At 63.5% G+C, this 22,092-nt stretch carries 21 protein-coding genes; 12 read left to right on the top strand and 9 right to left on the bottom strand.

Going from position 1 to position 22,092, the window contains the following annotated elements; translation table 11 throughout:
• The first annotated feature begins 297 nt into the window (after nt 1-297).
• A complete protein-coding gene (locus WC739_RS16185) occupies nt 298-1,500 on the top strand; it encodes a pyridoxal phosphate-dependent aminotransferase (RefSeq protein ID WP_372954035.1) in 1,203 nt (400 codons plus the stop codon).
• Nucleotides 1,501-1,735: 235 nt separating this feature from the next.
• Nucleotides 1,736-3,787, top strand: a complete 2,052-nt coding sequence (locus tag WC739_RS16180; RefSeq protein WP_372954034.1) for an elongation factor G — start codon at nt 1,736-1,738, stop codon at nt 3,785-3,787.
• Between the two features lie 817 nt (nt 3,788-4,604).
• Here the strand turns inward: WC739_RS16180 and WC739_RS16175 are convergent.
• Entirely contained in the window at nt 4,605-5,501 is an 897-nt protein-coding gene (locus WC739_RS16175; RefSeq protein ID WP_372954033.1) for a LysR family transcriptional regulator, read from the bottom strand.
• Between the two features lie 78 nt (nt 5,502-5,579).
• Nucleotides 5,580-6,554 (bottom strand): thioredoxin-disulfide reductase, encoded by a 975-nt coding sequence (trxB, locus tag WC739_RS16170; RefSeq protein WP_372954032.1) that lies wholly within the window; start codon nt 6,552-6,554, stop codon nt 5,580-5,582.
• 241 nt (nt 6,555-6,795) lie between these two features.
• Here trxB and WC739_RS16165 point away from each other — a divergent pair, with 241 nt between their 5' ends.
• Nucleotides 6,796-7,275, top strand: coding sequence for an Lrp/AsnC family transcriptional regulator (locus WC739_RS16165; RefSeq protein WP_372954031.1), 480 nt, complete (start codon nt 6,796-6,798; stop codon nt 7,273-7,275).
• Nucleotides 7,276-7,436: 161 nt separating this feature from the next.
• Complete coding sequence (locus WC739_RS16160; protein ID WP_372954030.1) at nt 7,437-8,231, top strand: glycosyltransferase family 2 protein; 795 nt, start codon at nt 7,437-7,439, stop codon at nt 8,229-8,231.
• Nucleotide 8,232: 1 nt separating this feature from the next.
• Here WC739_RS16160 and WC739_RS16155 read toward each other — a convergent pair whose 3' ends face one another.
• From WC739_RS16155 to WC739_RS16140, 4 genes are all read right to left on the bottom strand, one after another.
• Nucleotides 8,233-8,874: a D-glycero-alpha-D-manno-heptose-1,7-bisphosphate 7-phosphatase gene (locus tag WC739_RS16155; protein WP_372954029.1), complete on the bottom strand. Its 642-nt coding sequence runs from the start codon at nt 8,872-8,874 to the stop codon at nt 8,233-8,235.
• Between the two features lie 12 nt (nt 8,875-8,886).
• Nucleotides 8,887-9,459 carry an SIS domain-containing protein gene (locus WC739_RS16150; protein WP_372954028.1) on the bottom strand — a complete coding sequence of 191 codons (573 nt, stop codon included), beginning with the start codon at nt 9,457-9,459 and terminating at the stop codon, nt 8,887-8,889.
• 7 nt (nt 9,460-9,466) lie between these two features.
• On the bottom strand, nt 9,467-10,960 hold the full coding sequence (gene rfaE1 / locus WC739_RS16145) for a D-glycero-beta-D-manno-heptose-7-phosphate kinase (RefSeq protein WP_372954027.1): 1,494 nt from the start codon (nt 10,958-10,960) through the stop codon (nt 9,467-9,469).
• Between the two features lie 120 nt (nt 10,961-11,080).
• On the bottom strand, nt 11,081-11,713 hold the full coding sequence (locus WC739_RS16140; RefSeq protein ID WP_372954026.1) for a LysE family translocator: 633 nt from the start codon (nt 11,711-11,713) through the stop codon (nt 11,081-11,083).
• 547 nt (nt 11,714-12,260) lie between these two features.
• Here WC739_RS16140 and rfaD point away from each other — a divergent pair.
• The 3 genes from rfaD to waaC are packed head-to-tail and all read left to right on the top strand — an operon-like array spanning nt 12,261 to nt 15,162.
• Nucleotides 12,261-13,211: an ADP-glyceromanno-heptose 6-epimerase gene (rfaD, locus tag WC739_RS16135; RefSeq protein ID WP_372954025.1), complete on the top strand. Its 951-nt coding sequence runs from the start codon at nt 12,261-12,263 to the stop codon at nt 13,209-13,211.
• On the top strand, nt 13,184-14,191 hold the full coding sequence (gene waaF / locus WC739_RS16130) for a lipopolysaccharide heptosyltransferase II (RefSeq protein ID WP_372954024.1): 1,008 nt from the start codon (nt 13,184-13,186) through the stop codon (nt 14,189-14,191). The genes rfaD and waaF overlap by 28 nt, the downstream gene beginning before the upstream one ends.
• On the top strand, nt 14,188-15,162 hold the full coding sequence (waaC, locus tag WC739_RS16125; protein WP_372954023.1) for a lipopolysaccharide heptosyltransferase I: 975 nt from the start codon (nt 14,188-14,190) through the stop codon (nt 15,160-15,162). The genes waaF and waaC overlap by 4 nt, the downstream gene beginning before the upstream one ends.
• Nucleotides 15,163-15,299: 137 nt before the next feature.
• On the opposite strand, the gene greA is transcribed toward waaC, so the two are convergent.
• Nucleotides 15,300-15,773 (bottom strand): transcription elongation factor GreA, encoded by a 474-nt coding sequence (greA, locus tag WC739_RS16120; protein WP_095090920.1) that lies wholly within the window; start codon nt 15,771-15,773, stop codon nt 15,300-15,302.
• A gap of 266 nt (nt 15,774-16,039) precedes the next feature.
• Nucleotides 16,040-16,588 (bottom strand): tetratricopeptide repeat protein, encoded by a 549-nt coding sequence (locus WC739_RS16115; RefSeq protein ID WP_372954022.1) that lies wholly within the window; start codon nt 16,586-16,588, stop codon nt 16,040-16,042.
• Between the two features lie 143 nt (nt 16,589-16,731).
• Between WC739_RS16115 and WC739_RS16110 the strand changes: the two genes are divergently transcribed.
• The 3 genes from WC739_RS16110 to WC739_RS16100 all read left to right on the top strand — a co-directional run bounded on the left by WC739_RS16110 (nt 16,732) and on the right by WC739_RS16100 (nt 19,381).
• On the top strand, nt 16,732-17,157 hold the full coding sequence (locus tag WC739_RS16110) for a DUF3775 domain-containing protein (protein ID WP_372954021.1): 426 nt from the start codon (nt 16,732-16,734) through the stop codon (nt 17,155-17,157).
• Between the two features lie 570 nt (nt 17,158-17,727).
• Nucleotides 17,728-18,468: an extensin family protein gene (locus WC739_RS16105; RefSeq protein WP_372954020.1), complete on the top strand. Its 741-nt coding sequence runs from the start codon at nt 17,728-17,730 to the stop codon at nt 18,466-18,468.
• A gap of 106 nt (nt 18,469-18,574) precedes the next feature.
• The gene (locus WC739_RS16100; protein ID WP_372954019.1) at nt 18,575-19,381 is read left to right on the top strand and encodes an extensin family protein; all 807 of its coding nucleotides are present in this window, start codon (nt 18,575-18,577) and stop codon (nt 19,379-19,381) included.
• Between the two features lie 4 nt (nt 19,382-19,385).
• Here the strand turns inward: WC739_RS16100 and WC739_RS16095 are convergent, their stop codons facing one another.
• A complete protein-coding gene (locus tag WC739_RS16095) occupies nt 19,386-20,075 on the bottom strand; it encodes a gamma-glutamylcyclotransferase (protein ID WP_372954018.1) in 690 nt (229 codons plus the stop codon).
• A 139-nt stretch (nt 20,076-20,214) separates the two neighbouring features.
• Here WC739_RS16095 and WC739_RS16090 point away from each other — a divergent pair, with 139 nt between their 5' ends.
• Both WC739_RS16090 and WC739_RS16085 read left to right on the top strand, forming a co-directional pair.
• Nucleotides 20,215-20,922 (top strand): LssY C-terminal domain-containing protein, encoded by a 708-nt coding sequence (locus WC739_RS16090; RefSeq protein ID WP_372954017.1) that lies wholly within the window; start codon nt 20,215-20,217, stop codon nt 20,920-20,922.
• Between the two features lie 148 nt (nt 20,923-21,070).
• Nucleotides 21,071-22,092: hemolysin family protein (locus WC739_RS16085; RefSeq protein WP_372954016.1), on the top strand; the 1,022-nt coding region annotated here is incomplete at its 3' end.

The raw sequence follows: 22,092 nt of genomic DNA, 5'->3' as shown, positions 1-22,092 counted from the left end.
GCAGCGTATAGAGGCCCCAGACACCGGTCGAGGTGCCGTCGTCGTGACGAATGATGTGGGCAAGCCCGATGCTGCGCGGCACTGTTCCTCGCTCCTCGAACTGGCGCATTCGATTTCGATATTGTCACGCAAGCCTATACCGGCCGTTAATGAATTTATTGTTGTCGAGCGGGCCCAATCACGGCTCCTTGACACTGGATCAGCCAACAATGCTTGCACTGGGCGAAATCATGCGACATGAGAAGCGCCGCGGCCGATCCTGGCCGTGCCGATCCTCTGTTGGAGATGTTCAAGGTCATGGCCTTTCTTGCCGACACCCTTTCCCGCGTGAAGCCTTCCGCCACCATCGCGGTGACGCAGAAAGCGCGCGAGCTGAAAAATGCCGGCCGTGACGTGATTGGCCTAGGCGCCGGCGAGCCCGACTTCGACACGCCCGACAACATCAAGAACGCCGCGATCGAAGCGATCCGCCGTGGCGAGACCAAATATCCGCCGGTTTCGGGCATCGTGCCGCTGCGCGAGGCGATCGCGAAGAAGTTCAAGCGCGAGAACAATCTCGACTACAAGCCCGAGCAGACCATTGTCGGCACCGGCGGCAAGCAGATCCTGTTCAATGCCTTCATGGCGACGCTGAACCCCGGCGACGAGGTCATCATTCCCCGCCCCTATTGGGTCAGCTATCCCGAAATGGTGGCGATCTGCGGCGGCACGTCTGTCTTTGCCGACACCTCGCTCGAGAATGGTTTCAAATTGACGGCCGAAGCGCTGGAGAAGGCGATCACGCCCAGGACCAAGTGGCTGCTGATGAACTCGCCGTCGAACCCGTCGGGCGCCGCCTACACGGAGGCTGAGCTGCGCGCGCTGGCCGATGTGCTGTTGAAGCATCCGCATGTCTGGACGCTCACCGACGACATGTACGAGCACCTGACCTATGGCGATTTCGTCTTCAAGACCATCGCCGAGGTCGAGCCGAAGCTATATGACCGCACGCTGACCATGAACGGCGTGTCCAAAGCCTACGCGATGACCGGCTGGCGCATCGGCTACGCGGCGGGTCCCGTCCAGCTGATCAAGGCGATGGACATGATCCAGGGCCAGCAGACATCGGGCGCCTGCACGATCGCGCAATGGGCCTCCGTCGAGGCACTGAACGGGCCGCAGGACTTCATCGCCAGGAACAAGGCGATCTTTCAAGGCAGGCGCGACCTTGTCGTCTCGATGCTCAACCAGGCACGTGGCATCACCTGCCCGTCGCCGGAAGGCGCTTTCTACGTCTATCCATCCTGCGCCCAGCTGATCGGCAAGAAGACGAAGGCCGGCAAGGTGATCGACAACGACGAGGCGTTCTCCTCCGAACTGCTCGAGGCCGAAGGTGTCGCGGTGGTGTTCGGATCGGCTTTCGGCCTTGGCCCGAACTTCCGCATCTCCTATGCCACGTCGGAGACGCTGCTGGAGGAAGCCTGCTCCCGCATCCAGCGCTTCACGGCTTCGCTGGCCTGAAACCGGGGACATGGCCGTATACGTCTTTCGTGCCAGGGCTGGTCGTCCTGGCACAAGTTCTATTTGCTTGCCCTCCCGGCAAACAAGTGGGACGATGGCCTTGGGCAGGTGGCAGTTGAAAAGAACCCCGCCCGCGACGGTCGCACAGGCCGGCCGCCGCTAAAGGACCGATTGACCACGCCTGAACCATGCATGCCAGTCGGTCCTACGGGAAACGCCTGAGTGGAGGTCAGTCATGGGTACTCGCGCCGGAGGACGACGCACGGGACCGAAATGCATTGCCATAATCGGTCCCTTTGCCAGCGGTAAGACGACACTTCTCGAAGCCTTATTGGCCCGCACGGGCGCCATTCCCCGACAAAATCCCGTTTCATCGGGCAGCACGGTTTCGGACCATTCGCCGGAAGCGCGCGCCCACGCCATGAGCGTCGAGGCGACCATCGCCACCACCGAATTCATGGGCGAGCAGATCACCTTCGTCGATTGTCCCGGCTCGATCGAATTCTCCTTCGAGGCCGAGCCGGTGCTGGCCGCCTGCGACCTGGCGGTGGTCGTGGCCGAAGCCGACGAAAAGAAGATCCCGGCGCTGCAGCTGATCATGCGCAAGCTCGACGATCTCGGCGTGCCGCGCATCCTTTTCCTCAACAAGGTCGACAAGGCGATAGCAGGCGTGCGCGACACGCTGAAGATACTGCAGCCGGCAAGCTCCGTGCCTCTCTTGCTGCGCCAGATTCCGCTGCGCAAGGACGGCGTCGTCATCGGCTCGATCGATCTGGCGCTGGAGCGCGCCTACATCTATCGCGAATATGCCGAGAGCGAAATCGCGCAGATACCGGGCGACGACAAGGCGCGCGAGCTCGAAGCGCGCTTCTCCATGCTGGAGACCCTGGCCGACCATGACGACCAGCTGATGGAACAGCTGCTCGAAGAAATCGAACCGCCCAAGGATGCGATCTTCGATGACCTCGCCGCCGACCTGCGCGATGGCGCGGTGACGCCGGTCCTGATCGGCACCGCCGAAAAGGGCAATGGCGTGCTTCGCCTCCTGAAGGCAATCCGCCACGACGCGCCAGACATCGAGGCGACGCGCAAGCGGCTCGGCGTCCCTGAGGGCAGCGCCGCGGTAGTGCAGGTGATGAAGACCATTCACACGCCGCATGGCGGCAAGCTGTCGGTGTCGCGCATCCTTTCCGGGCAGGTCGCCGACGGTTCCGAGCTCTGGTTGCCTAACGGTGACACCGCCAAGGTCTCCGGCATTTATCGCATGCTCGGCAAGGACCAGTTCAAGCTGACCAGCGCCAAGGCCGGCGACACCGTGGCGCTGGGCAAGCTGGACGGCGCCAAGACCGGCCAGACGCTGACCTCGGCCAAGGGCGGCACCTTACAGCTGTTCAATGTCGAGCCGCCGCAGCCGGTCTTCGGCTTCGCGCTGCGCCCCAAGGAGCGCAAGGACGAGGTGAAGATGTCGGCCGCCATCCAGCGGTTGGCCGAGGAAGACCCCTCGCTCAGCCTGCGCCACAACCAGGATTCCGCCGAGACCGTGCTGTCGGGCCATGGCGAGATGCATCTGCGTGTCGTGCGCGAGCGGCTGGAGGGCAAGAACCAGATCCCGGTCGAAGGCCACGCACCGGCGGTGCCCTACCGCGAGACGATCCGCAAGCCTGCGCAGCAGCGCGGGCGCCACAAGAAGCAGTCCGGCGGCCACGGCCAGTTCGGCGATGTGGTGATCGAGATCAAGCCGCTGCCGCGCGGCTCCGGCTTTCAGTTCACCGACACCATCACCGGCGGCGTCGTGCCGAAGACCTACATCCAGTCGGTCGAGACTGGCGTTCGCGAGTATCTGAAATCCGGTCCGCTCGGCTTTCCGGTCGTCGACATTGCCGTCAACCTGTCGGACGGCTCCTATCACGCGGTCGATTCGTCCGACATGGCCTTCCAGATGGCGGCCAGGCTGGCGATGAAGGAAGGGATGGCGGCCTGCTCGCCGGTGCTTCTGGAACCGGTGATGAAGGTGCAGATCGTCACGCCATCCGACGCGACGTCGAAGATCATCGCGCTCATCCCGCAGCGTCGCGGCCAGATCCTCGGCTATGACGCGCGGCCGGACTGGCCGGGATGGGATGTCGTGGAAGCGACGATGCCGCAAGCGGAGATCAGCGATCTGATCATCGAATTGCGTTCGGCAACGGCAGGCGTCGCCAGCTACAGCGCCGTCTTCGACCACATGGCTGAAATCACCGGCCGTCTCGCCGACGAGGCAATGAACGCCAACGGCAAGGCTGCCTGATCCGTGCAGGCCGGGTCCTCGCCGACATGAAAACGACGTCCGGCATAACCGGACGTCGCTCCATTGCGGACCGTTTTCGTGGGAGGCAAAACGGCAGGTCCGCCGCACAATTCCGCCAGTTCCCGGCGGGAAAAAGGTTGGGACGCGGTAGCCACCTGAGCCTGGGTCGTCCGAGTGATGCCCCCATCTCCCGTCCAAACCACACCGCGTCCTATGGTGGGCTTAACAGACCTCGAAAGGACATGACATGTTACCCGATGTTACATGTCACTGTTACGTGGCAATTCTGGGAGGCATTCGCAGCCGTCTCGACAGGGTGCGGGCAACAAAAAAGCCGGATCAACGAAGATCCGGCTGAGTTTGATGGAAGTGCCTGTTAGGGCTAACCTCCAGAGGGGAACACTCTAGGGCGCTAATGGGAGGAGAACGCGCCCAGGAGATGATCTATATATCTGCTCATCATGCCCAAGAAACAAGCATCTATTTTGCAACACACGCATGCAAAAACGTGCAGGCTGTGGTCCAACCTATTCGGAAAGCAAATAGGACCAGCAGAATCGTCAAAATGGACCGCTCGCCAGCGCCGAAATGAGCCTTCCAATGCCAATCATTGCCGTTTTCTTGCGAAAATCGGCGTGAAAGGAGATGACGTGGAATCAGGCAGCAGGCGTTCATTTCTCAGGCAGTCAGGCCAAACCGACGAAATCCGGACTTTCAGGATCACCGGCGGCGCGGTCTCGCGTGGCGGATTGCTCTGGGTGGGCTTCGCCGCGCACGGCTGGCGTGCAGGCGACGATGACGTTGGCGGAGCCAAAGATCAGTAAGACCAGCTTCGCGCCTTCGAAATGATGAAGTCCCGGAACACGTGTAGCTTCGCCTGGTTCTTCATCGCGTCGGGATAGGCGAAATAGGTATCGAAGGACGGCACCTCGGTCTCCGGCAGCAGCTGCACCAGACCTGAATCCTTGTTGATCACGTAATCGGGAAGCATGGCGATGCCGGCGCCACCCTGCACGGCGCGCTTGATCGACAAGATGTCGTTGATCTGCAGCGTGGGCACTCTCTGTCCGCCTTCGAAATCGCCGATCGTTTCCAGCCAGTTCAGCTCCGACAGATGCGACGGCACCGGCACGCCGAAGGTGACGATGCGGTGGTTCTTCAGGTCCGCGACCGACGTCGGCTTGCCATGCTTGGCGACATAGGAAGGGGCCGCGTAGAGATGGAAATGCACGGTGAACAGGCGACGCTGGATCAAGTCGGGCTGCTGCGGCTGCCGCAGCCGGATGGCGCAGTCGGCCTGGCGCATGGTGAGGTCGAGTTCCTCATTGGCGAGGATCAGCTGCAGGCTGATCTCGGGATAAAGTTCGATGAATTCCTGCACCCGCTCGGTCAGCCAGCCGGAGCCCAGGCCCACGGTCGTCGTCACCCTGAGTACGCCGGATGGCCGGTCCTTGGTTTCGGTCAGCCGCGACTTGATCGTCTCCAGCTTCATCAGCACGTCATGAGCGGTGCGGAACAGCATCTCGCCCTGTTCGGTCAGCACCAGGCCCCGGGCGTGGCGGTTGAACAGCGGCACGCCGACATCGTGCTCTAGCGCGCTGACCTGCCGTGAGATCGCGGACTGCGACAGATGCAGGGTCTCGGCCGCATGGGTAAACGACCCCGCTTCCGCAGCAGCGTGAAACACACGTAGCTTGTCCCAGTCCAACGCCATAATTCCCCTCGTTCTGTTTGGCGTCTGAATGAACAATCAGGCTTTTAAGCGGCGTCTCTAAGCCGCTTTCTGAACTCTCTACTCAGCCGCTTCCCGGTGCGCCTCAATGCCGGCAATATACTTTTCCGCCTCGAGCGCGGCCATGCAGCCTAGCCCCGCCGCCGTGACCGCCTGACGGTAGACATCGTCGGTCACGTCGCCCGCCGCGAACACGCCGGGCACATCCGTGCGGGTCGAATCCGGCGCCGTCCACAGGTATCCGTTCGGCTTCTGCTTCAGTTTGCCTGCGAACAGCTCGACCGCCGGCGCGTGGCCGATGGCCACGAACACGCCATCGACCTTGAGGTGTGTCTCGGCACCGGTCACGGCGTTGCGCAGTTTCAATCCTTCCACCGAAGGCGGCAACGGCGCCTTGCCGGGGCGGCCGGTGATCTCGTCGACGATCGTGTCCCAGATGACACGGACATTTTCCTTCTTCAACAGGCGTTCCCGCAGGATGCGCTCTGCGCGGAAGTCGCTCCGCCGGTGGATGACCGTAACGCTCCTGGCGAGGTTGGAGAGATAGAGCGCCTCTTCCACCGCCGAATTGCCGCCGCCAACCACCGCGACATCCTTGCCGCGATAGAAAAAGCCGTCGCAGGTGGCACAGGCGGAGACGCCGAAGCCCATGAACTCCTGCTCGGTCGGAATACCCAGCCACTTGGCTTGCGCTCCGGTGGCGATGATCAGGGCATCCGCCGTATAGGTGGTGCCGGAATCGCCCTTGGCACGGAACGGCCGCACATTAAGGTCGACCTCGGTGATGATGTCATTGATGATGTCGGTGCCGACATGCTCGGCCTGCTTCAGCATCTGCTCCATCAGCCACGGACCCTGGATCGGATCGGCAAATCCCGGATAGTTCTCGACATCCGTGGTGATCATGAGCTGGCCGCCCTGCTGCAGGCCGGCAACCAGCATCGGCTTCAGCATGGCGCGGGCCGCGTAGACCGCCGCCGTATAGCCGGCTGGGCCGGAGCCGATGATGAGGACGGGAGCGTGTTTGGTGGTCATCCAAAACCTCGGTGGTCGGGTCGTGAGAACAATGTCGGATATCGCGGATAATGTAAGTGCTGCCAAGCATGCCAGCAAGACAAACGGCCCGTCGTCCCCGGAAAGCTTCAGCCCTTCGCCATATTCGCGCTATGGCCATCTGCGTTACCCCCTTAAAATAGCAAACGGCGGGGCTGGCATGGCTCCAAAAGTCGTTTAATTACAAAATCGCGAAAGATTGTTGCGCCGAGGCGAGACAGAAATGCCCTTGAAAGCCGACCTCGACGCCATCGACTGGAAGATCCTGCGAGAACTCCAGGGCGACGGGCGCATGACCAATGTCGAATTGTCGAGCCGTGTCGGCATTTCGGCGCCGCCATGTCTGCGCCGCGTCAAGCGGCTGGAGGAGGCAGGCATCATCCGGGGCTATCGTGCCCTGCTCAACGCACCTGCGCTCGGGCTCGATGTCGTCGCCTTCTGCCTGATCGGCCTGCATCACCAGTCCGACGCGGAACTGCGCACCTTTGCCGAGCGCACGCGCGGCTGGCCGATCGTTCGCGACGCCTGGATGGTGTCGGGCGAATCCGATTTCCTTCTGCATTGCGTGGCAAGCGACCTCGGCGCCTTCCAGACCTTTGTGATCGAGGAACTGACCTCGACGCCGAACGTCGACACGGTGCGCACGGCGCTCACCATCCGCCGCGTCAAGGATGAAGGCCTGGTCTCGTTTGAACGCCCTTGAGATCAGCAAACGCCCCTAAGACCGGCGAACGCGTATTCGTCGGAGATCCCGGGAATTCGCCACACCGGCGCCGCGTTGGTGTACAAGGCTGTACGGCTCTGCCGGAACAGATAGATTAGCCAAATTGAATTCCGCGGGCGGCCCGCCATGGGAAGGGGACCATGACTCGATTTGCAAGCCCGGTGTCGGCGCTTATCATCTGCATGAACGAAGCCGACATGATCGGCCCGTGCCTGGAAAGCATCGACTTCTGCGCCGAGATCATCGTCGTCGATTCAGGCTCCACGGACGGCACGCTCGAATGCGTGAACGGCTACATCGCCAGGGGCTATCCGATAAGACTGTTGCACAATGACTGGTCGGGGTTCCCGCGCCAACGCCAATTCTCGCTCGACCATGCCACGCAGCCATGGTGTCTTTCGATCGATCCCGACGAGCGGGTCGACGACCTCCTGCGACAGGCCATCGTGGCCGCCACGCGCACGCCCGACAGCGGCGTCGACGGATGGTACATTCGCCGGCGCGACTGGCTGAAAGGCTACGGGTACGCGCACCCCTGGGTCCTGAACAACAGGCTCATGCGGCTTTTCCGCCGGGACGTCGCCACCATGGACCTGACGGCGCGGGTTCATGAATCATTCGCAGTCCCCGGCGAAACCCGCACCATGGAAAGCGGCGTCTTGCTGCACCGTCGCGAGATTTCGATAGAGGGAGACCTTGCCAGGGCAAACATCTATTCCAGCCTCAAGGTTGCCATGATGGTCGAGAGAGGCAAGAAGCCCGGCCTGATCCGGCTGGTGCTGTCGCCGCTCGGCAATTTCCTGAAATTCTACGTGGCCAAGCGCTATTTCCTGTGCGGCCGGCATGGCTTCTTCTACTCGATGTCGGTGATGATCTATTCCTATGCCACGGAGGCCAAATTCTACGAGGTTTTGGAAGACAGGGACCCCGTGTGATTCAGGCTTGGCCTGGCGCCGCCCCAAGGGCCGCTATGGCCCCGAGCAGGCTGTCGAAATCGCTTCGATCCCGCAGCGACGAGATGGCGAAATCGCCTTGACGGGACGGCTCGCCATCCACGAGCCAGCCTTGCGCCAATCCGGCGCGCCGCCCCGCCTCCATGTCGGCCGGCTTGTCGCCGACGATCAATGAGCGAGGCGCGTCGATATCCAGGCGTCTGGCCGCCTCCAAAAGCATGCCCGGATTGGGTTTGCGCATCGGGTGGTCGGCGATCGCCAGCGGCCCGATGCCATTCTCGTGGTAGGCGCAGGCCAGCACCATGTCGACGGACGCGCCCTCGCGGCCCAGCAGGTCCAGGACCCGGCCATTGACCGCTGAGAACTCGTCCCAGCCGAAATAGCCGCGCGCGATGCCGGACTGGTTGGTGACGATCACGACCGGAATGCCGGCGTGGTTGGCGGCGGCGATGACGGGCGAGATATGCGCGCGCAGCGCGATCCCGGCCGGATCGTCGGGATAGCCGGTATCGATATTGATGGTGCCGTCGCGGTCCAGGAACAATGCCGGCATGCCCTGGGGAAAGACCCTCCCGCCGATCCTCTGGACCCACAGTCCAGGCTCCTGGAGCGGATGCGGGGTCACCACGGCGTCCCGTCAGCCATTGTGCAGGCGCGTTTCGACCACCTCGCACAGGTGATGGTAAAGGCACAGGTGCCCCTGCTGGATGATCGGCGTCGAGGTCGAGGGCACGTTGAGCAGGATGTCCGACAGCGGCTTGAGCTTGCCGCCGGTATCGCCGGTCAGGCTGATCACCGTCATGTCCATCATCCTTGCCTGTTCGGCGGCGGCGAGGATGCTCGGCGAATTGCCGCTGGTCGAGATCGCGAGCAACACGCCGCCCGCCGAGCCATGCGCCTCGACCTGGCGCGAAAACACCGTGTCGAACCCGTAGTCATTGCCCCAGGCGGTCAGCACCGCGGCATTGGCCGGCAGCGCAATGACATTGTAGGCTTTGCGCTCCTTGAGGAAGCGGCCGACCAGTTCGCCGGCGATGTGGATGGCATCGCTGGCCGAGCCGCCATTGCCGGCGATCAGCAGGGCCTTGCCCGACGAAAGCGCTGTCACCACGGCGGTCACCGCCCGTTCCATCTCGCTGGTCAGGTCGCGCTCGACCATGGCGGTGATCGCAGAAGCCGAGCGGACCAGGTAGTCGTTGAGTTCAGACATGTAACCCTCAGTTGGTGGTGCCGCCCGCGCGCAGTTTGCCGATGGTGCCCGTGGTGCTCTTGCCGGCGACGAGATCGACCAGCACGACGCGCCCGCCCCCCTTCTGCACGACATCGGCCCCGACGACCGTTGCGACCGTGTAGTCGGCGCCCTTGACCAGGATATCTGGCATCAAGGCCTCGATCAGCGCCAGCGGCGTGTCCTCCTCGAACACCACGACCGCGTCGACCGAGGCAAGCGCTGCCAGCACACAGGCGCGGTCATGCTGGTCGTTGACCGGGCGCCCCGGCCCTTTCAGCCGCCGCACCGAGGCATCGCTGTTGAGGCCGAGCACCAGCCGGTCGCACTGGCTGCGCGCCGCGTGCAGCAGGCTGACATGGCCGGCATGCAAGATGTCGAAGCAGCCATTGGTGAAGCCGACGCTCAGGCCCTCCGCCTTCCACGCCGCCACCATGCGCGCCGCCGATGTCGCGTCGAGAATGGCATCCTTGTGGGCGGTCGGACCATGCGAGCGGAACAGCGCGCCGCTGAGTTCCTCGACGGTCAAGCGCGCGGTGCCGCGTTTGCCGACGACGACACCGCCGGCGGCGTTGGCGATGACCGCTGCCTGCACGCGATCGGCACCCGCCGCGAGCGAAAGCGCGAAGGTGGCGATCACCGTGTCGCCGGCGCCGGAAACGTCGAACACTTCCCGTGCCTGGGTAGCGATGTGGCGGGCGTCCTCGGCGGTGACGACGCTCATGCCTTTCTCGCTGCGCGTGGCGACGACGAAATCGAAATCATGGGTCGCAATCAGATCGCGGGCCGCTTCCTCGATCTCGTCGTCGGCGAACACCTTGCGACCAACCGCCTCGCCAAGCTCCTTGCGGTTGGGCGTGACCGCGGTCGCGCCAGCGTAGCGTGCGTAGTCGTGGCCCTTCGGATCGACCAGCACCGGCTTTCCCGCATCGCGGCAGATGGCGATCAACTCGCCGGCGACACCATCGAGCAGGATGCCCTTGCCATAATCGGACAGGATGACGATATCGGCGCGCGGCAGTTCGGCCTGAAAATGATCGAGCAGCATCGCCCGCTCATGGGCGGAAAGTGGCTTGATCTCTTCCTCGTCGAAGCGCAGCACCTGCTGGTTGAGCGCGCTGAAGCGGCTCTTCGACGACGTCATGCGGCCGCGCTCCTGCGCCAGGCCCGCCGTATCGGCGCCAAGCTCGCCAAGCATCCGCACCAGATTGTCGCCGGCCGTATCGGCCCCGATCACCGACACCGGAATGGCGCGCGCGCCGAGCGAGACGATGTTGGCGACGACATTGCCGGCGCCGCCCATCGCCGAGGTCTCGCCGCGACCATGCAGCACCGGGATCGGCGCTTCCGGCGAAATTCTCTCGATGACGCCGTTGACGAAGCGGTCGAGGATGAGGTCGCCGACCACCAGCACGGTGACGTCGCCAAACCGCGCGATGGCGCGATGCAAAGGTTCTGCTGACGGTGGATTGTGCTTGATCATGTCACTGGCAAGAGGCAACGCGCTGGTAAATCTTGTCTGGAGTATATGGGGTCGGCCAGCGTTGTTTCATGGGCGAAGCCGATATACCGCAATTCGAGCCGGCGCAACGGCGGTGCGACGTCAGCTTTTCTGCAGGGCCACGTGCAAGCCCAGCCCGACCAGGACAGCCCCGCCCGCCCGCTGCATCAGCCGCTGCGCCCCGCTCGAACGCCGAAGCCGGCCGACCACCATTCCGGCAAGGAAGACACAGACGATGTCGGCCGACGAGAACATCAAATTGACGATCGTACCCAGCACGACGAATTGAAGCCACACCGGAAACGCCGCCGAGGCATCGATGAACTGCGGCAGGAACGCCATGAAGAAGATCGCCGTCTTGGGATTGAGCACCTCGACGGTGATGCTCTCGAAAAAGGCCCGGCGCGCCGATTTCCGCTCAAGGACGGACAACGCCACGGCGCCCTCAACGCGCTTGCGCAACAGAGCTACGCCGAGCCAGATCAGGTAGAGCGCACCGCCCAGCTTGACCGCCAGGTAAAGCGGCGGCACGGCATGGAACAGCACCGACAGGCCGGCGGCTGCGGCAAAGACATGCACATAGCCGCCAAGGTGAATGCCGAGTGCCGCCGTCAGCCCCGACCAGCGCCCGCGCGCCATCGTCTGCGCCGCGGCGTAGAGCATGGCGGGGCCCGGAATATAGGCAAAGATCGCCGTGGTGGCGAAGAAGGCGATCAGCAATTCGGTCGACGGCATTTTTCTAGCCCCTTGGTAACTAAGTCTCTGACAGGCTGCACCTTGCGCCATGTTGGCGATAGCACAGATATTGGTAGCTTCGAATGCGTCCCACTAACCTTTTAAGGCGTTGGCGCTGCCCCTCACCTGCCTGCCGGCATCCTCTCCCCGTATAGTGACGGGGAGAGGGGCGCTGTAATCGATGGTTTCGCCAATTGTCACTGTTGCAAGAAAGGCGGCGAGGTTGCGCCCAGCCCCTTCTCCCCGTCACTATACGGGGAGAAGGTGCCGGCAGGCGGATGAGGGGCGGCGCTGACCTGACGTCGTTGTCAGCAATTGGCCGGTAGCGACTGCCCCACCGGCAGCAGCCTAATCACGATCTGTCTTATGAGAGCCCTCGAGCATCTCGACATGCTCGAACGGAGCGTTCTTGGTCGCGTAAGCACGGCGGCTATCGTGCCGAAGCGCGCTTCCTAGGTCTCGATGCTCACCGTGATCGCCCTGCTTTGTCGACAGCCCGGCTGGCCTCCCCTATAAGGACCGGAATCGCTAGCAACCAGAGGCCTTCATGATCATCGTCACGGGCGGCGCCGGCATGATCGGCTCCAACATCGTCGCCGCGCTCAATGCCGAAGGCCATGACGACATCCTCGTCGTCGACGACCTGACGGACGGCCACAAGATCGCCAACCTCGCCGATCTCAGCATATCGGACTATCTCGACAAGGACGATTTCCTGGCCCGTCTCGAAGCCGGTGAACTTGGCCGCATCGAGGCTGTCTTCCACCAGGGCGCCTGCTCGACGACCACCGAGTGGAACGGCAAGTTCATGATGGAGGTGAATTACGCCTTCTCCAAGCGGCTGCTGCATGCCTGCCAGGCGCTGCGCGTGCCCTTCCTCTATGCTTCCTCGGCCTCCGTCTATGGCGGCGGATCCGAGTTCCGCGAAGAGCCGGCGCTCGAGCGGCCGCTCAACGTATATGCCTATTCGAAGAAGCTGTTCGACGATTATGTCAGGCGCACCGTGTTCGACACCGACCATTCGCAGGTCGCGGGCTTGCGCTATTTCAACGTCTATGGCCCGCGCGAGGCCCACAAGGGCGCCATGGCCTCGGTCGCTTTCCATCTGTTCAACCAGGTCGAACGTGGCGAGAACCCGAAACTGTTCGGCGCCCATGAGGGCTTTGGACCGGGCGAACAGAGCCGCGACTTCATCCATGTCGCCGATGTCGCCGACGTCAATCTGTGGCTGTGGAAGCGCGGCTCGAGCGGCATCTTCAACTGCGGCACCGGCCGCGCCCAGCCGTTCCGCGCCATCGCCGAAACCGTGATCGATACGCTGGGCAAGGGCGAGATCGAGTTCATCCCCTTCCCCGACCACCTGAAGGGCAGCTACCAGAGCTTTACGCAAGCTGATATGTCCCGTTTGCGCGCGGCCGGCTACAATGGCCAGTTCCGGACAGTCGAAACCGGTGTCAGAGACTATGTTGAATGGCTGAAAGCCCAACGATCCTCGTGATCGGCCCACGCTGGGTGGGCGACATGGTGATGGCGCAGTGCCTGTTCTCGGCGCTGAAGGAGCTTCATCCCGACGCCGCGATCGACGTGCTGGCGCCCTCCTGGGCCGCACCGCTGGTCAAGCGCATGCCCGAGATTCGCCAGCAGATCGACTTTCCGCTGAAATCCGGCGCGCTGGAATTCAGCCATCGCCGCCGCTTCGGCCGTCTTCTGCGCGGTCGCTATGACATGGCCTATATCCTGCCTGGCAGCTGGAAGTCGGCGCTGATTCCCTTCTTTGCCCGCATTCCGCGCCGTTTCGGCAATCTGCGTGAAATGCGCTATGGCCTGCTGACCGACATCGTGCCGCTGCCGGACGCCGTGAAGCGGCGCACCGCGCGGGCCTATTTCGGTCTTGCCCAAGGCGGCGCCTTCCATGCCCCCCACCTGGCCGTGGACGCCGGGAACCAAGCCGCTTTGCTTGGCCGTTTCGGGCTTGCGCCACGGAAATTCGCCGCCCTGATGCCTGGCGCCGAATTCGGCCCGGCCAAGCGCTGGCCCAGCGAACACTATGCCGGCCTTGCCCGTGATTTCATGAGGAAAGGCCTGAAGGTCGCCCTCTTCGGTTCGAAGAACGACCGCGATGTGACGGCGGAGATCGCCGCGCTCGCGCCCGGGGTAGTCGATCTCGCCGGCCAGACGCGACTGGAGGACGCCATCGACCTGATCGCGGCCGCCAGGCTGGCGGTTTCCAACGACAGCGGGCTGATGCATGTCGCCGCCGCCGTCGGCACGCCGATCGTCGCCGTCTATGGTTCGACCTCGCCGGCAAACACGCCCCCGCTGGCCGACCGGCGTGAACTGGTCTGGCTCGGCCTGTCCTGCTCGCCCTGCCACCAGAAAATCTGCCCGCTCGGCCATCTCAACTGCCTGAGGACACTGGAAGTTGGACAGGTCGCTGCGGCGGCGGACCGGCTGCTGGGCATCCCGGCCCCTGCATGAAGGTCCTGATCGTCAAGACATCGTCGATGGGCGATGTCATCCACACCTTTCCGGCGGTCGAGGATGCCCGCCGCCAGCGGCCGGACGTGACCTTCGACTGGTGCGTGGAGGAGGCCTTCGCCAGCATCGTCGCGCTGCATCCGGCGATCGGCCTGATCCACACGGTGGCGATCCGGCGCTGGCGCAAGGCCCTGTTCCAGTCCGGCACCTGGTGCGAGGCGGCCGCGTTGCGCCGCGCCTTGCGCGAATCCCGCTACGACCTCGTCATCGACGCGCAAGGCCTGTTGAAATCGGCGCTGGTGGCGAAACAGGCCGCGGCGCCGATCGCTGGCTTCGATCGCCGGAGCGCGCGCGAACCTTCGGCTGCGATGTTCTACACCGCGACGCACGCCGTGCCCCGCAACCTGCACGCCATCGAGCGGACGCGAAGGCTGTTCGGCCTTGCGCTCGGCTACCAGCCCGATCTGTCGAGGCTGGACTCCGGCATCGTCCCGCCGCCCGGCGATCTGGCCGGCATTGCCGGCAGAACGGCGTTCCTGCTGCACGGCACCAGCCGTGACGACAAGAAATGGCCCGTGGAAGACTGGATCGGGACCGCCCGCCTCCTGGTTGAGCGGGGCGTAACGCCCGTGACCACATGGTCGAACGAGCGTGAGAAGGCCGTGGCCGAGGCGATCGCCAGGGCTGTTCCCGCAACGGTCGTGTTGCCGAAATCGTCCCTTTCCGAAATCGCCGCCATCATTGGCCGCTCGACTCTGGTCATCGGCGCCGATACCGGCCTCACCCATCTTGCCAGCGCCTTCGGCCTGCCAACAGTCGCGGTGTTCCTGGCGACCGAGCCCGGCCTGACCGGCCCGCGCGGGCCCTATGCATCGACGCTGCTGGCCGCGGCAGGCGGGCGTGTTACGCCGGCGCAGGTGGTGGCTGAGGTAGAGAGGCTAATGGCGCTCAAATCACAAGCGCCGGCCTAGGACCTTTCAGAATTCGCTCTGGCGAGTCGAATAGCGTGGTTCTTCGAGAACCGGAGCGGAGCGTACTTAAGGTACGCGAGCACCGGAAGCGCAGAAAACCGCGCTAGTCGGCCGCCAGAGTAGAATTATCAAAGGTCCTAAATGAACTGCACCTGGACGATCTCATACCCCCGGGCACCGCCAGGCGCATTGACCTCGATCGCGTCGCCGACTTCCTTGCCGATGAGCGCGCGCGCGATGGGCGAGGAGATGGAGATGCGGCCTGATTTCACGTCGGCTTCCTGGTCGCCGACGATGCGGTAGGTCTTCTTCTCTTCGGTGTCCTCGTCGACCAGCACCACCGTGGCGCCGAACTTGACCTTGTCGCCGCTGAGCTTGCTGACGTCGATCACCTCGGCGCGGGCGATATAGTCTTCGAGCTCGTTGACTCGGCCCTCGTTCAGGCTCTGCGCCTCCTTGGCGGCATGATATTCGGCATTTTCGGACAGGTCGCCATGCGAGCGCGCCTCGGAGATCGCCTCGATGATGCGCGGCCGCTCTTCCTGCTGGCGCCAGCGCAGTTCTTCCTTCAATGACGCGAACCCTTCGCCTGTCATCGGGACCTTGTTCATAATGCCTGACCTTTCCTGCTGCCACCCCCGCATTTTCGGGGAAAGCCTTCTCGACGGGGTAAAAAAGAAAACGGTCCGCCAGCCTCGGCCTAACGGAACCGTTTCACCACAATTTCCCAAGATATAGCAATCTTTCCGGGTTTTTCACGTCCAAAAGTTGGTTTCGCGAAAATCGTTCCCGCATTTATTGGCGGGCCGATCGATGGCGCACGCAAAAAAACGGCCGCGATCGCTCGCGGCCGGATCGTGGAGCCCTGGGAGGCCGTTCAGCTCCGCATGAAATGGTCGATCTGCTCCGCCAGCATGCCGTATTCGCGCGATCCCTTGCCGGTCCGCTTCTCGATTTCCGACAATTGCTGCTGGGCGCCGGCCAGATCGCCGATCTGCAGATGCGCCTCGCCGAGATACTCACGCACCAGCGTGTAGTTGGGGTCGATGCGCAGCGCTTCCTCGTAATAGCCGAGCCCGACGGTGATGCGGCCGGAATGGCGGTGCGAATAGCCGAGATAGTTGAGGATGCGCGGGTCCTGCTTGTTGGCGGCAAGGCTGAGCACGGCGATCGCCTCGTCGTAGCGCCCGGCCAGCGCCAGCGCGTGACCGGCGTCATAGATGCTGTCATCGTCCAGCATGCCTTCCTGCGGCGCGACGCACTTTTTCTTCTTCTTGTCCCAGACTTCGCCCTTCTTGCACTTGGTGACGGTCTGGTCGGTGCCACCGCCGCCTGAACTGTCGCCGCCGGCGGCAAACACCGGCACGGCGAGGAACTGCAGCGCAAGTAGCGCGGCGGCTGCCTGGATGAGCACTCTTTTATGCATCGAAGCCTCCTTGAGGGGTGGGAATGCAACATTAACGCCACCCGGCCTTCGTTTCATCCCGGAAAAAAGCACCGGGGAGAACATCAGGTGACGGACGCTGCAAATCCGCTATCATCCCCGGATTGACCTGACGGAGAAGGCTTGTGCAGCGGCGGCTTGAAAAGGATTGGGAACTCTCGATCGGTCCCGACACCGTGCGCCTGTTCATCCTTAAGGCCAAGGGTTTGAGCGCCGCGATCAATGAAGATTATGCCGACGGCGCCGAGCACGAGGTCGAGCTCGACGCCGAATCGCATGTCAACCATCACCATGACGGCCTTGCCGAGGAAAGCTCCGAAAACCTGGCCGAGGAAGAACTGCGCGAACTGATCAACGACCTCAACGTCGACGAGGCTGCCGAACTGGTGGCGCTGGCCTGGGTGGGTCGCGGCGACTACGACGCTTCCGAATGGAGCGACGCCCTATCCGCGGCGCGCGAGCGCGGCAACAGGCGCACGGCAAAGTACCTGCTCGGAATGCCTCTTCTCGCCGACTTGTTGGAGGAAGGGCTGGAGCAGATCGGCGCGTAACGCCGCGTTTACCGTTCGTGATGGGCTCGAGGCAACCTCCGGGCGCGCGCGCCGTTGTCGGGCATGGGGTCGCTTGTCTTTTCGGGAATATGCAGGATTGCCATCGCCATCGCCGTCACCGCTGTGCTGGTGATGCCTGCGAGCGCCAAGCATCGTCATGGGCATCACAGGCCCGTGGTGGCGCAGCCGCTGACGCAGAGGGCCGACCAGCCGTTGAAGCCGAGGAGCAAGCAGCGCCAGCGCTCGCGCTCCGGTCAACGACATAAGCCGAAACCGGTACAATCGAAATTTCAGGGTCCGCCGGCGCCATCGTCTGCCGCCGTTGCGCCGCCTTTTCTCGCCACGGTTCCAGTGCCTGAGCAACGTCCGGCAGACGCACCGAAGGCAGACGGTTCGGCGGCGAAAGAGCCAACAAAGGTTATCCCAACTCCAACCGTCGCGCCGGAGAGGACCGAGGAAGAAAAACCCGAACCGCAACAAAAGATCGATCCGCAAGAGCAGTCGCAGCCGGCGGCATCAGTCCCGAAGCCATCAGCCGATACGGAGAGCGAACCGGGACCGTCAGAGGCCGTGCCTGTCCCGACGCCAAGGCCTGACATCGCCGAACGCCAAGGCCCTGAAACCGCCGAACCCAATGGCGCCGGCACCGCCGAACCCGAGGCCCAGCCGCCTTCCGTCGCGCCGCAACCGCCGCCAAAGCCAGCGGGCGAAGCCGACAAGAAAATGCTTCCCGACCCGCGCTCGGCCGATCTGCCTGACAAGAAAATGCCTGCTGAAGAAGTCGCCTGCCGCGCGCGGCTCATTGGGCTCGGCGTCCAGTTCGAGGAACACGCGGCGGAGAGCAATCCTGAAATCGGCTGTTCGATTCCCTACCCCGTCGTGCTGAAGACGCTGGGCAAGTCGATCGAGATCGGCTCCGGCACGGAGTTGAATTGCCAGATGGCCGAGGCTGCGGCGCGGTTTGCCGCCGATGTCATTCAGCCGGCGGCGAAAGCCGAATTCGGCGCCGATCTGAAATCGATCAGCCAGGCATCGGCCTATGTCTGCCGACCTCGCCATGGCACGCGGAAACTGTCGGAGCACGCCTTTGGCAACGCGCTCGACATCGCCAGCTTCACCCTGTCGGACGGCAAGAAGATCGAGGTCGGCCCGTCGCCGCCGGAGAAGGACGCGAAATTCCTCGACGCAGTGCGCAAGGCCGCCTGCGGCCCGTTCAAGACCGTTCTTGGACCGGGCGCGGACGCCGATCATTCCCTGCATTTCCATCTCGATCTGGAGCCGCGCCGCAATGGCGGCACCTTCTGCCAATGAACCGCACGCCAGCGCGCCGCAATTCGGCCGCAGGCGTGAATGCAAGCGCTGAGCTTTCCTTTACCGTTGATCGTTAAAATGCCGGACATCTGGATAGGATTCCACAATGTCGGGCAAATTACTGGCCGTCTTTTCCGCCGCCGCGCGCCAGTCGAAAGCTGTGCCGATGGTGGCGGCCGGCCTTGGGCTCGCGATGGTTTCGGCCTGCAACACCGGCAGCGTGCTGACGCTGCAGCCGGCCGTCGACGTCGGCACGCAAACCTCGGCCGTGCCTCAATATGCGGGCATGCAGAGGCTTGTCCCGTCCAATCCTTACATGACGCAGGCCGCCTATCCGCGCATGGATGAGCCGATGTCGCCGGTCGAACAGATGCCGGCCAGCGAAACCGATTGCCGGCAGCAGTTGAAGCGGCTCGACGTGGCCTATACCGACATGGCGCCGATCCATGAAGGCCAGTGCGGCATCGACTATCCGGTCAAGGTCACGTCCATCGGCAGCATCCAGATGAAACCGGCCGCCACATTGACCTGCGATATGGCCGCCACCTTCGCCGGCTGGACGAAGAACGAACTCGTTCCCTCCGCCCGCTGGCGCTATTTTTCCGGCGTCAGGACCATCCACCAGGGCTCCAGCTATTCCTGCCGCAACATCGCCGGCGAGGGTGTCCTGTCCGAGCACGGCAAGGGCAATGCGCTGGACGTCATGAGCATCGAGCTCAACAATGGCGATGACATCGACGTGCGCAAGCCCGGCTTGTTCGCCTTCCGCACCCGCGGCTTCCTCAACAATGTGCGCGCCGATGGCTGCCAGTATTTCACTACCGTGCTCGGGCCCGGCTACAATTACGACCACCGCAACCATTTCCATTTCGACATCAAGAATCGCAAGAGCGGCTACCGCGCCTGTCGGTAGGCGATCAGGCCGGATCGCCGCCCGGGCTTGATGCAATGATCTGCCGCGCCACCAGATCCTGGATGCGCCAGAGATTCCTGTCGCGGATGCTACTTTCCTCAAGCATGCTGACGGTGCGGAACAGATATTGCGCCGACGAGCCCCAATGTCCCGCGGCCCGGGCCAGCGTGTCCGCCACCTGCTCCAGCGGCAGCCGTCCGGCATAAGCCCTGCCGCCCGGAGCCGCGACGAACGCCAGGGCACGCAGCGGCCCTTCCCTTGTCCTGATATTGATCCAGCAAGGCACGTTGGTTGGTGGGTTCGCATCGATTTCCCGGCGCATCAACTGGCCGAGCTGCCCAAAATGATCTTCGTCCGGCAGCCGGTAAGCAATGCCGTTGCAGCTGCCGCCCCGGTCGAGCGCCAGCATCAACGCAGGCAGATCGGGCGTTCCGCGCCAACGCGTCAGTTTCAGGCAGAAGGAGCGATGCCATCCCGGCGCCGTCGCCAGACGCTGTTCGACATGGGCGAATTCGGGGTTCCAGATCAGCGATCCATAGGCAAAGACCCAGAGCGTCTCGGGCCGGTACTCAGAAAGCAGCTGATCGACCAGTTCATCGAATTGCGCATCCGTGTGCTCGCTCGTCCCGGGTTCCGGCCCCGGATCGGGCTCGACGCGCTCCACCCGCGACACAAGCTCGGCGGTCAACGCCATTGGCCTGCCACCTGCCGCCTTCCGCTCCATTGCCGCCCCCGCGCAAAAAACGATGGCCGATGATAGACCGGCGAAACGCCGCTCGCCATTGATTTCGAGGGCCGTGGGGTGACAGATATTGCAAAGGTTCGAGGGGATCATGAGCCAACGAAGCTTTCGGCGGCGAGCAACGATCTGGGGGGCCGCAGTCCTTGGCGCATGGCTGGCGCTCGCTTATGTCGCCGCGCCTGAATTCTGGACATTCCGGGATCGCGGCTTCCGCAACCAGAGCTTCGAGATGGTGACGCACACGCCGCAAGGCATTCCCGGCGACCCGATCAATGTCGGCCTTGTCGGAACAGAGAAGGAAGTCATCCACGCCTTTGCCATCGCCAAGTGGGACACCGCCGACGCGGTGACCTTGAAGACCGCGATCGAGATCGGCGAAAGCGTCCTGTTCGACCACCCCTATCCCGACGCGCCGGTCAGCAAATTGCTCTTTGAAGGTCGCGCCCAGGATCTCGCCTTCGAAAAGCCCGTCGGCGGCAGCGCCGACCGCCGTCATCATGTCCGCTTCTGGCGCACCGATGCGACCGGCGACGACGGCGGGCCGCTATGGCTGGGCTCGGCCAGCTTCGATCGCGGCGTCGGGCTGAGCCACGACACCGGCGCCATCACCCACCATATCGGGCCCGACATCGACGCCGAGCGTGACTTCCTGATCGGCGATCTTAACGCCGCCGGACTGCTGGCCTCGACCAGCGACATTGCCGGTATCGGCGCCACCCGGAGCGGCCGCAATGGCGGCGGCGACCCTTATTTCACCGACGGCAAGGCCGTGGTCGGGATATTGAAGCGGACGCCGTGAGACGCGGCAGGGTGGTTCAAAAGCCGGATTGAAATCGCGATGCTCTTCGGTGGCGCCATGCGACGCCGCTTGGGAGCAGCGTCTTTCATTTTCTAAAAATCATGGTGCACTATTTTCGAAAACCACGCCGCAATGCTATTGAGCCCTCATGCTGTATCTCGAAATTGCCATCGTGGTCGTCCTCATCTGCGTGAACGGCCTTTTGTCGATGTCCGAGCTCGCCATCGTCTCGTCGCGTCCGGCCCGGCTGAAGGCGATGATCGACCGCGGCATCAACGGCGCCGGCCGCGCCCTCGATCTCGGTTCGAATCCCGGCAAGTTCCTGTCCTCGGTGCAGATCGGCATCACGCTCGTCGGCGTCCTTTCCGGTGCTTTCTCAGGTGCTACGCTGGGTGAACGGCTGGCGCGATACCTGGCTTCGGCCGGCCTGCGCGAGACGCTCGCCGATCCGCTCGGCGTCGGCATCGTCGTCGCCATCATCACCTATTTCTCGCTGATCGTCGGCGAACTGGTGCCCAAGCAGATCGCGTTGCGCGATCCCGAGCGTGTGGCCGCGCGCGCTGCCCCGGCGATGACCATCCTTGCCACCGTCTCGGCGCCCCTCGTCTTCCTGCTCGACTTCTCCGGCCGCGCCATATTGTGGATGCTCGGCCAGCGCGGCGAAAGCGACGAGAAGGTCACCGACGAGGAGATCAAGATGCTGGTCGCCGAGGCCGAGCATCACGGCACCATCGAATCGGACGAACGGCGCATGATCGCCGGCGTCATGCGGCTTGGCGACCGCGCCGTGCGCGCGGTGATGACGCCGCGCACCGAGGTCGACTGGATCAACCTGCAATCCGACGAGAGCGCTATCCGCAAGCTGTTGATGGAGACCCAGCATTCGCGCCTGCCGGCCGGCGACGGCGGTGTCGATGTCATGGTTGGCGTCGTCCAGACCCGCGACGTGCTGGCCGCGCTGCTCGCCGGCCGCCCCCTCGATCCGCGCAGGCATGTGCGCGCAGCACCCATCGTCTACGACCAGGCCGACGCCCTGGACGTGTTGCAGAAGCTGAAGGAATCCGACGTGCCGATGGCACTGGTGCATGATGAATATGGCCATTTCGAAGGCATCGTCACGCCCGCCGATATCCTGGAAGCCATCACCGGAGTCTTCAGGGCGGACACCGA

The organism is Mesorhizobium sp. (assembly GCF_041661565.1).
Lineage (GTDB): Bacteria > Pseudomonadota > Alphaproteobacteria > Rhizobiales > Rhizobiaceae > Mesorhizobium.
The sequence above is the reverse complement of the archived record's forward strand: the minus strand, read 5'-3'. Positions and strand labels throughout refer to the sequence as shown.

Bases quoted from the DNA above. Each gene is read 5' to 3' on its own strand.
- WC739_RS16185 (WP_372954035.1), top strand. From the start codon at position 298: ATGGCCTTTCTTGCCGACACCCTTTCCCGCGTGAAGCCTTCCGCCACC.
- WC739_RS16180 (WP_372954034.1), top strand. From the start codon at position 1,736: ATGGGTACTCGCGCCGGAGGACGACGCACGGGACCGAAATGCATTGCC.
- WC739_RS16175 (WP_372954033.1), bottom strand. From the start codon at position 5,501: ATGGCGTTGGACTGGGACAAGCTACGTGTGTTTCACGCTGCTGCGGAA.
- trxB (WP_372954032.1), bottom strand. From the start codon at position 6,554: ATGACCACCAAACACGCTCCCGTCCTCATCATCGGCTCCGGCCCAGCC.
- WC739_RS16165 (WP_372954031.1), top strand. From the start codon at position 6,796: ATGCCCTTGAAAGCCGACCTCGACGCCATCGACTGGAAGATCCTGCGA.
- WC739_RS16160 (WP_372954030.1), top strand. From the start codon at position 7,437: ATGACTCGATTTGCAAGCCCGGTGTCGGCGCTTATCATCTGCATGAAC.
- WC739_RS16150 (WP_372954028.1), bottom strand. From the start codon at position 9,459: ATGTCTGAACTCAACGACTACCTGGTCCGCTCGGCTTCTGCGATCACC.
- rfaE1 (WP_372954027.1), bottom strand. From the start codon at position 10,960: ATGATCAAGCACAATCCACCGTCAGCAGAACCTTTGCATCGCGCCATC.
- WC739_RS16140 (WP_372954026.1), bottom strand. From the start codon at position 11,713: ATGCCGTCGACCGAATTGCTGATCGCCTTCTTCGCCACCACGGCGATC.
- rfaD (WP_372954025.1), top strand. From the start codon at position 12,261: ATGATCATCGTCACGGGCGGCGCCGGCATGATCGGCTCCAACATCGTC.
- waaF (WP_372954024.1), top strand. From the start codon at position 13,184: ATGGCTGAAAGCCCAACGATCCTCGTGATCGGCCCACGCTGGGTGGGC.
- waaC (WP_372954023.1), top strand. From the start codon at position 14,188: ATGAAGGTCCTGATCGTCAAGACATCGTCGATGGGCGATGTCATCCAC.
- greA (WP_095090920.1), bottom strand. From the start codon at position 15,773: ATGAACAAGGTCCCGATGACAGGCGAAGGGTTCGCGTCATTGAAGGAA.
- WC739_RS16115 (WP_372954022.1), bottom strand. From the start codon at position 16,588: ATGCATAAAAGAGTGCTCATCCAGGCAGCCGCCGCGCTACTTGCGCTG.
- WC739_RS16100 (WP_372954019.1), top strand. From the start codon at position 18,575: ATGTCGGGCAAATTACTGGCCGTCTTTTCCGCCGCCGCGCGCCAGTCG.
- WC739_RS16095 (WP_372954018.1), bottom strand. From the start codon at position 20,075: ATGGCGTTGACCGCCGAGCTTGTGTCGCGGGTGGAGCGCGTCGAGCCC.
- WC739_RS16090 (WP_372954017.1), top strand. From the start codon at position 20,215: ATGAGCCAACGAAGCTTTCGGCGGCGAGCAACGATCTGGGGGGCCGCA.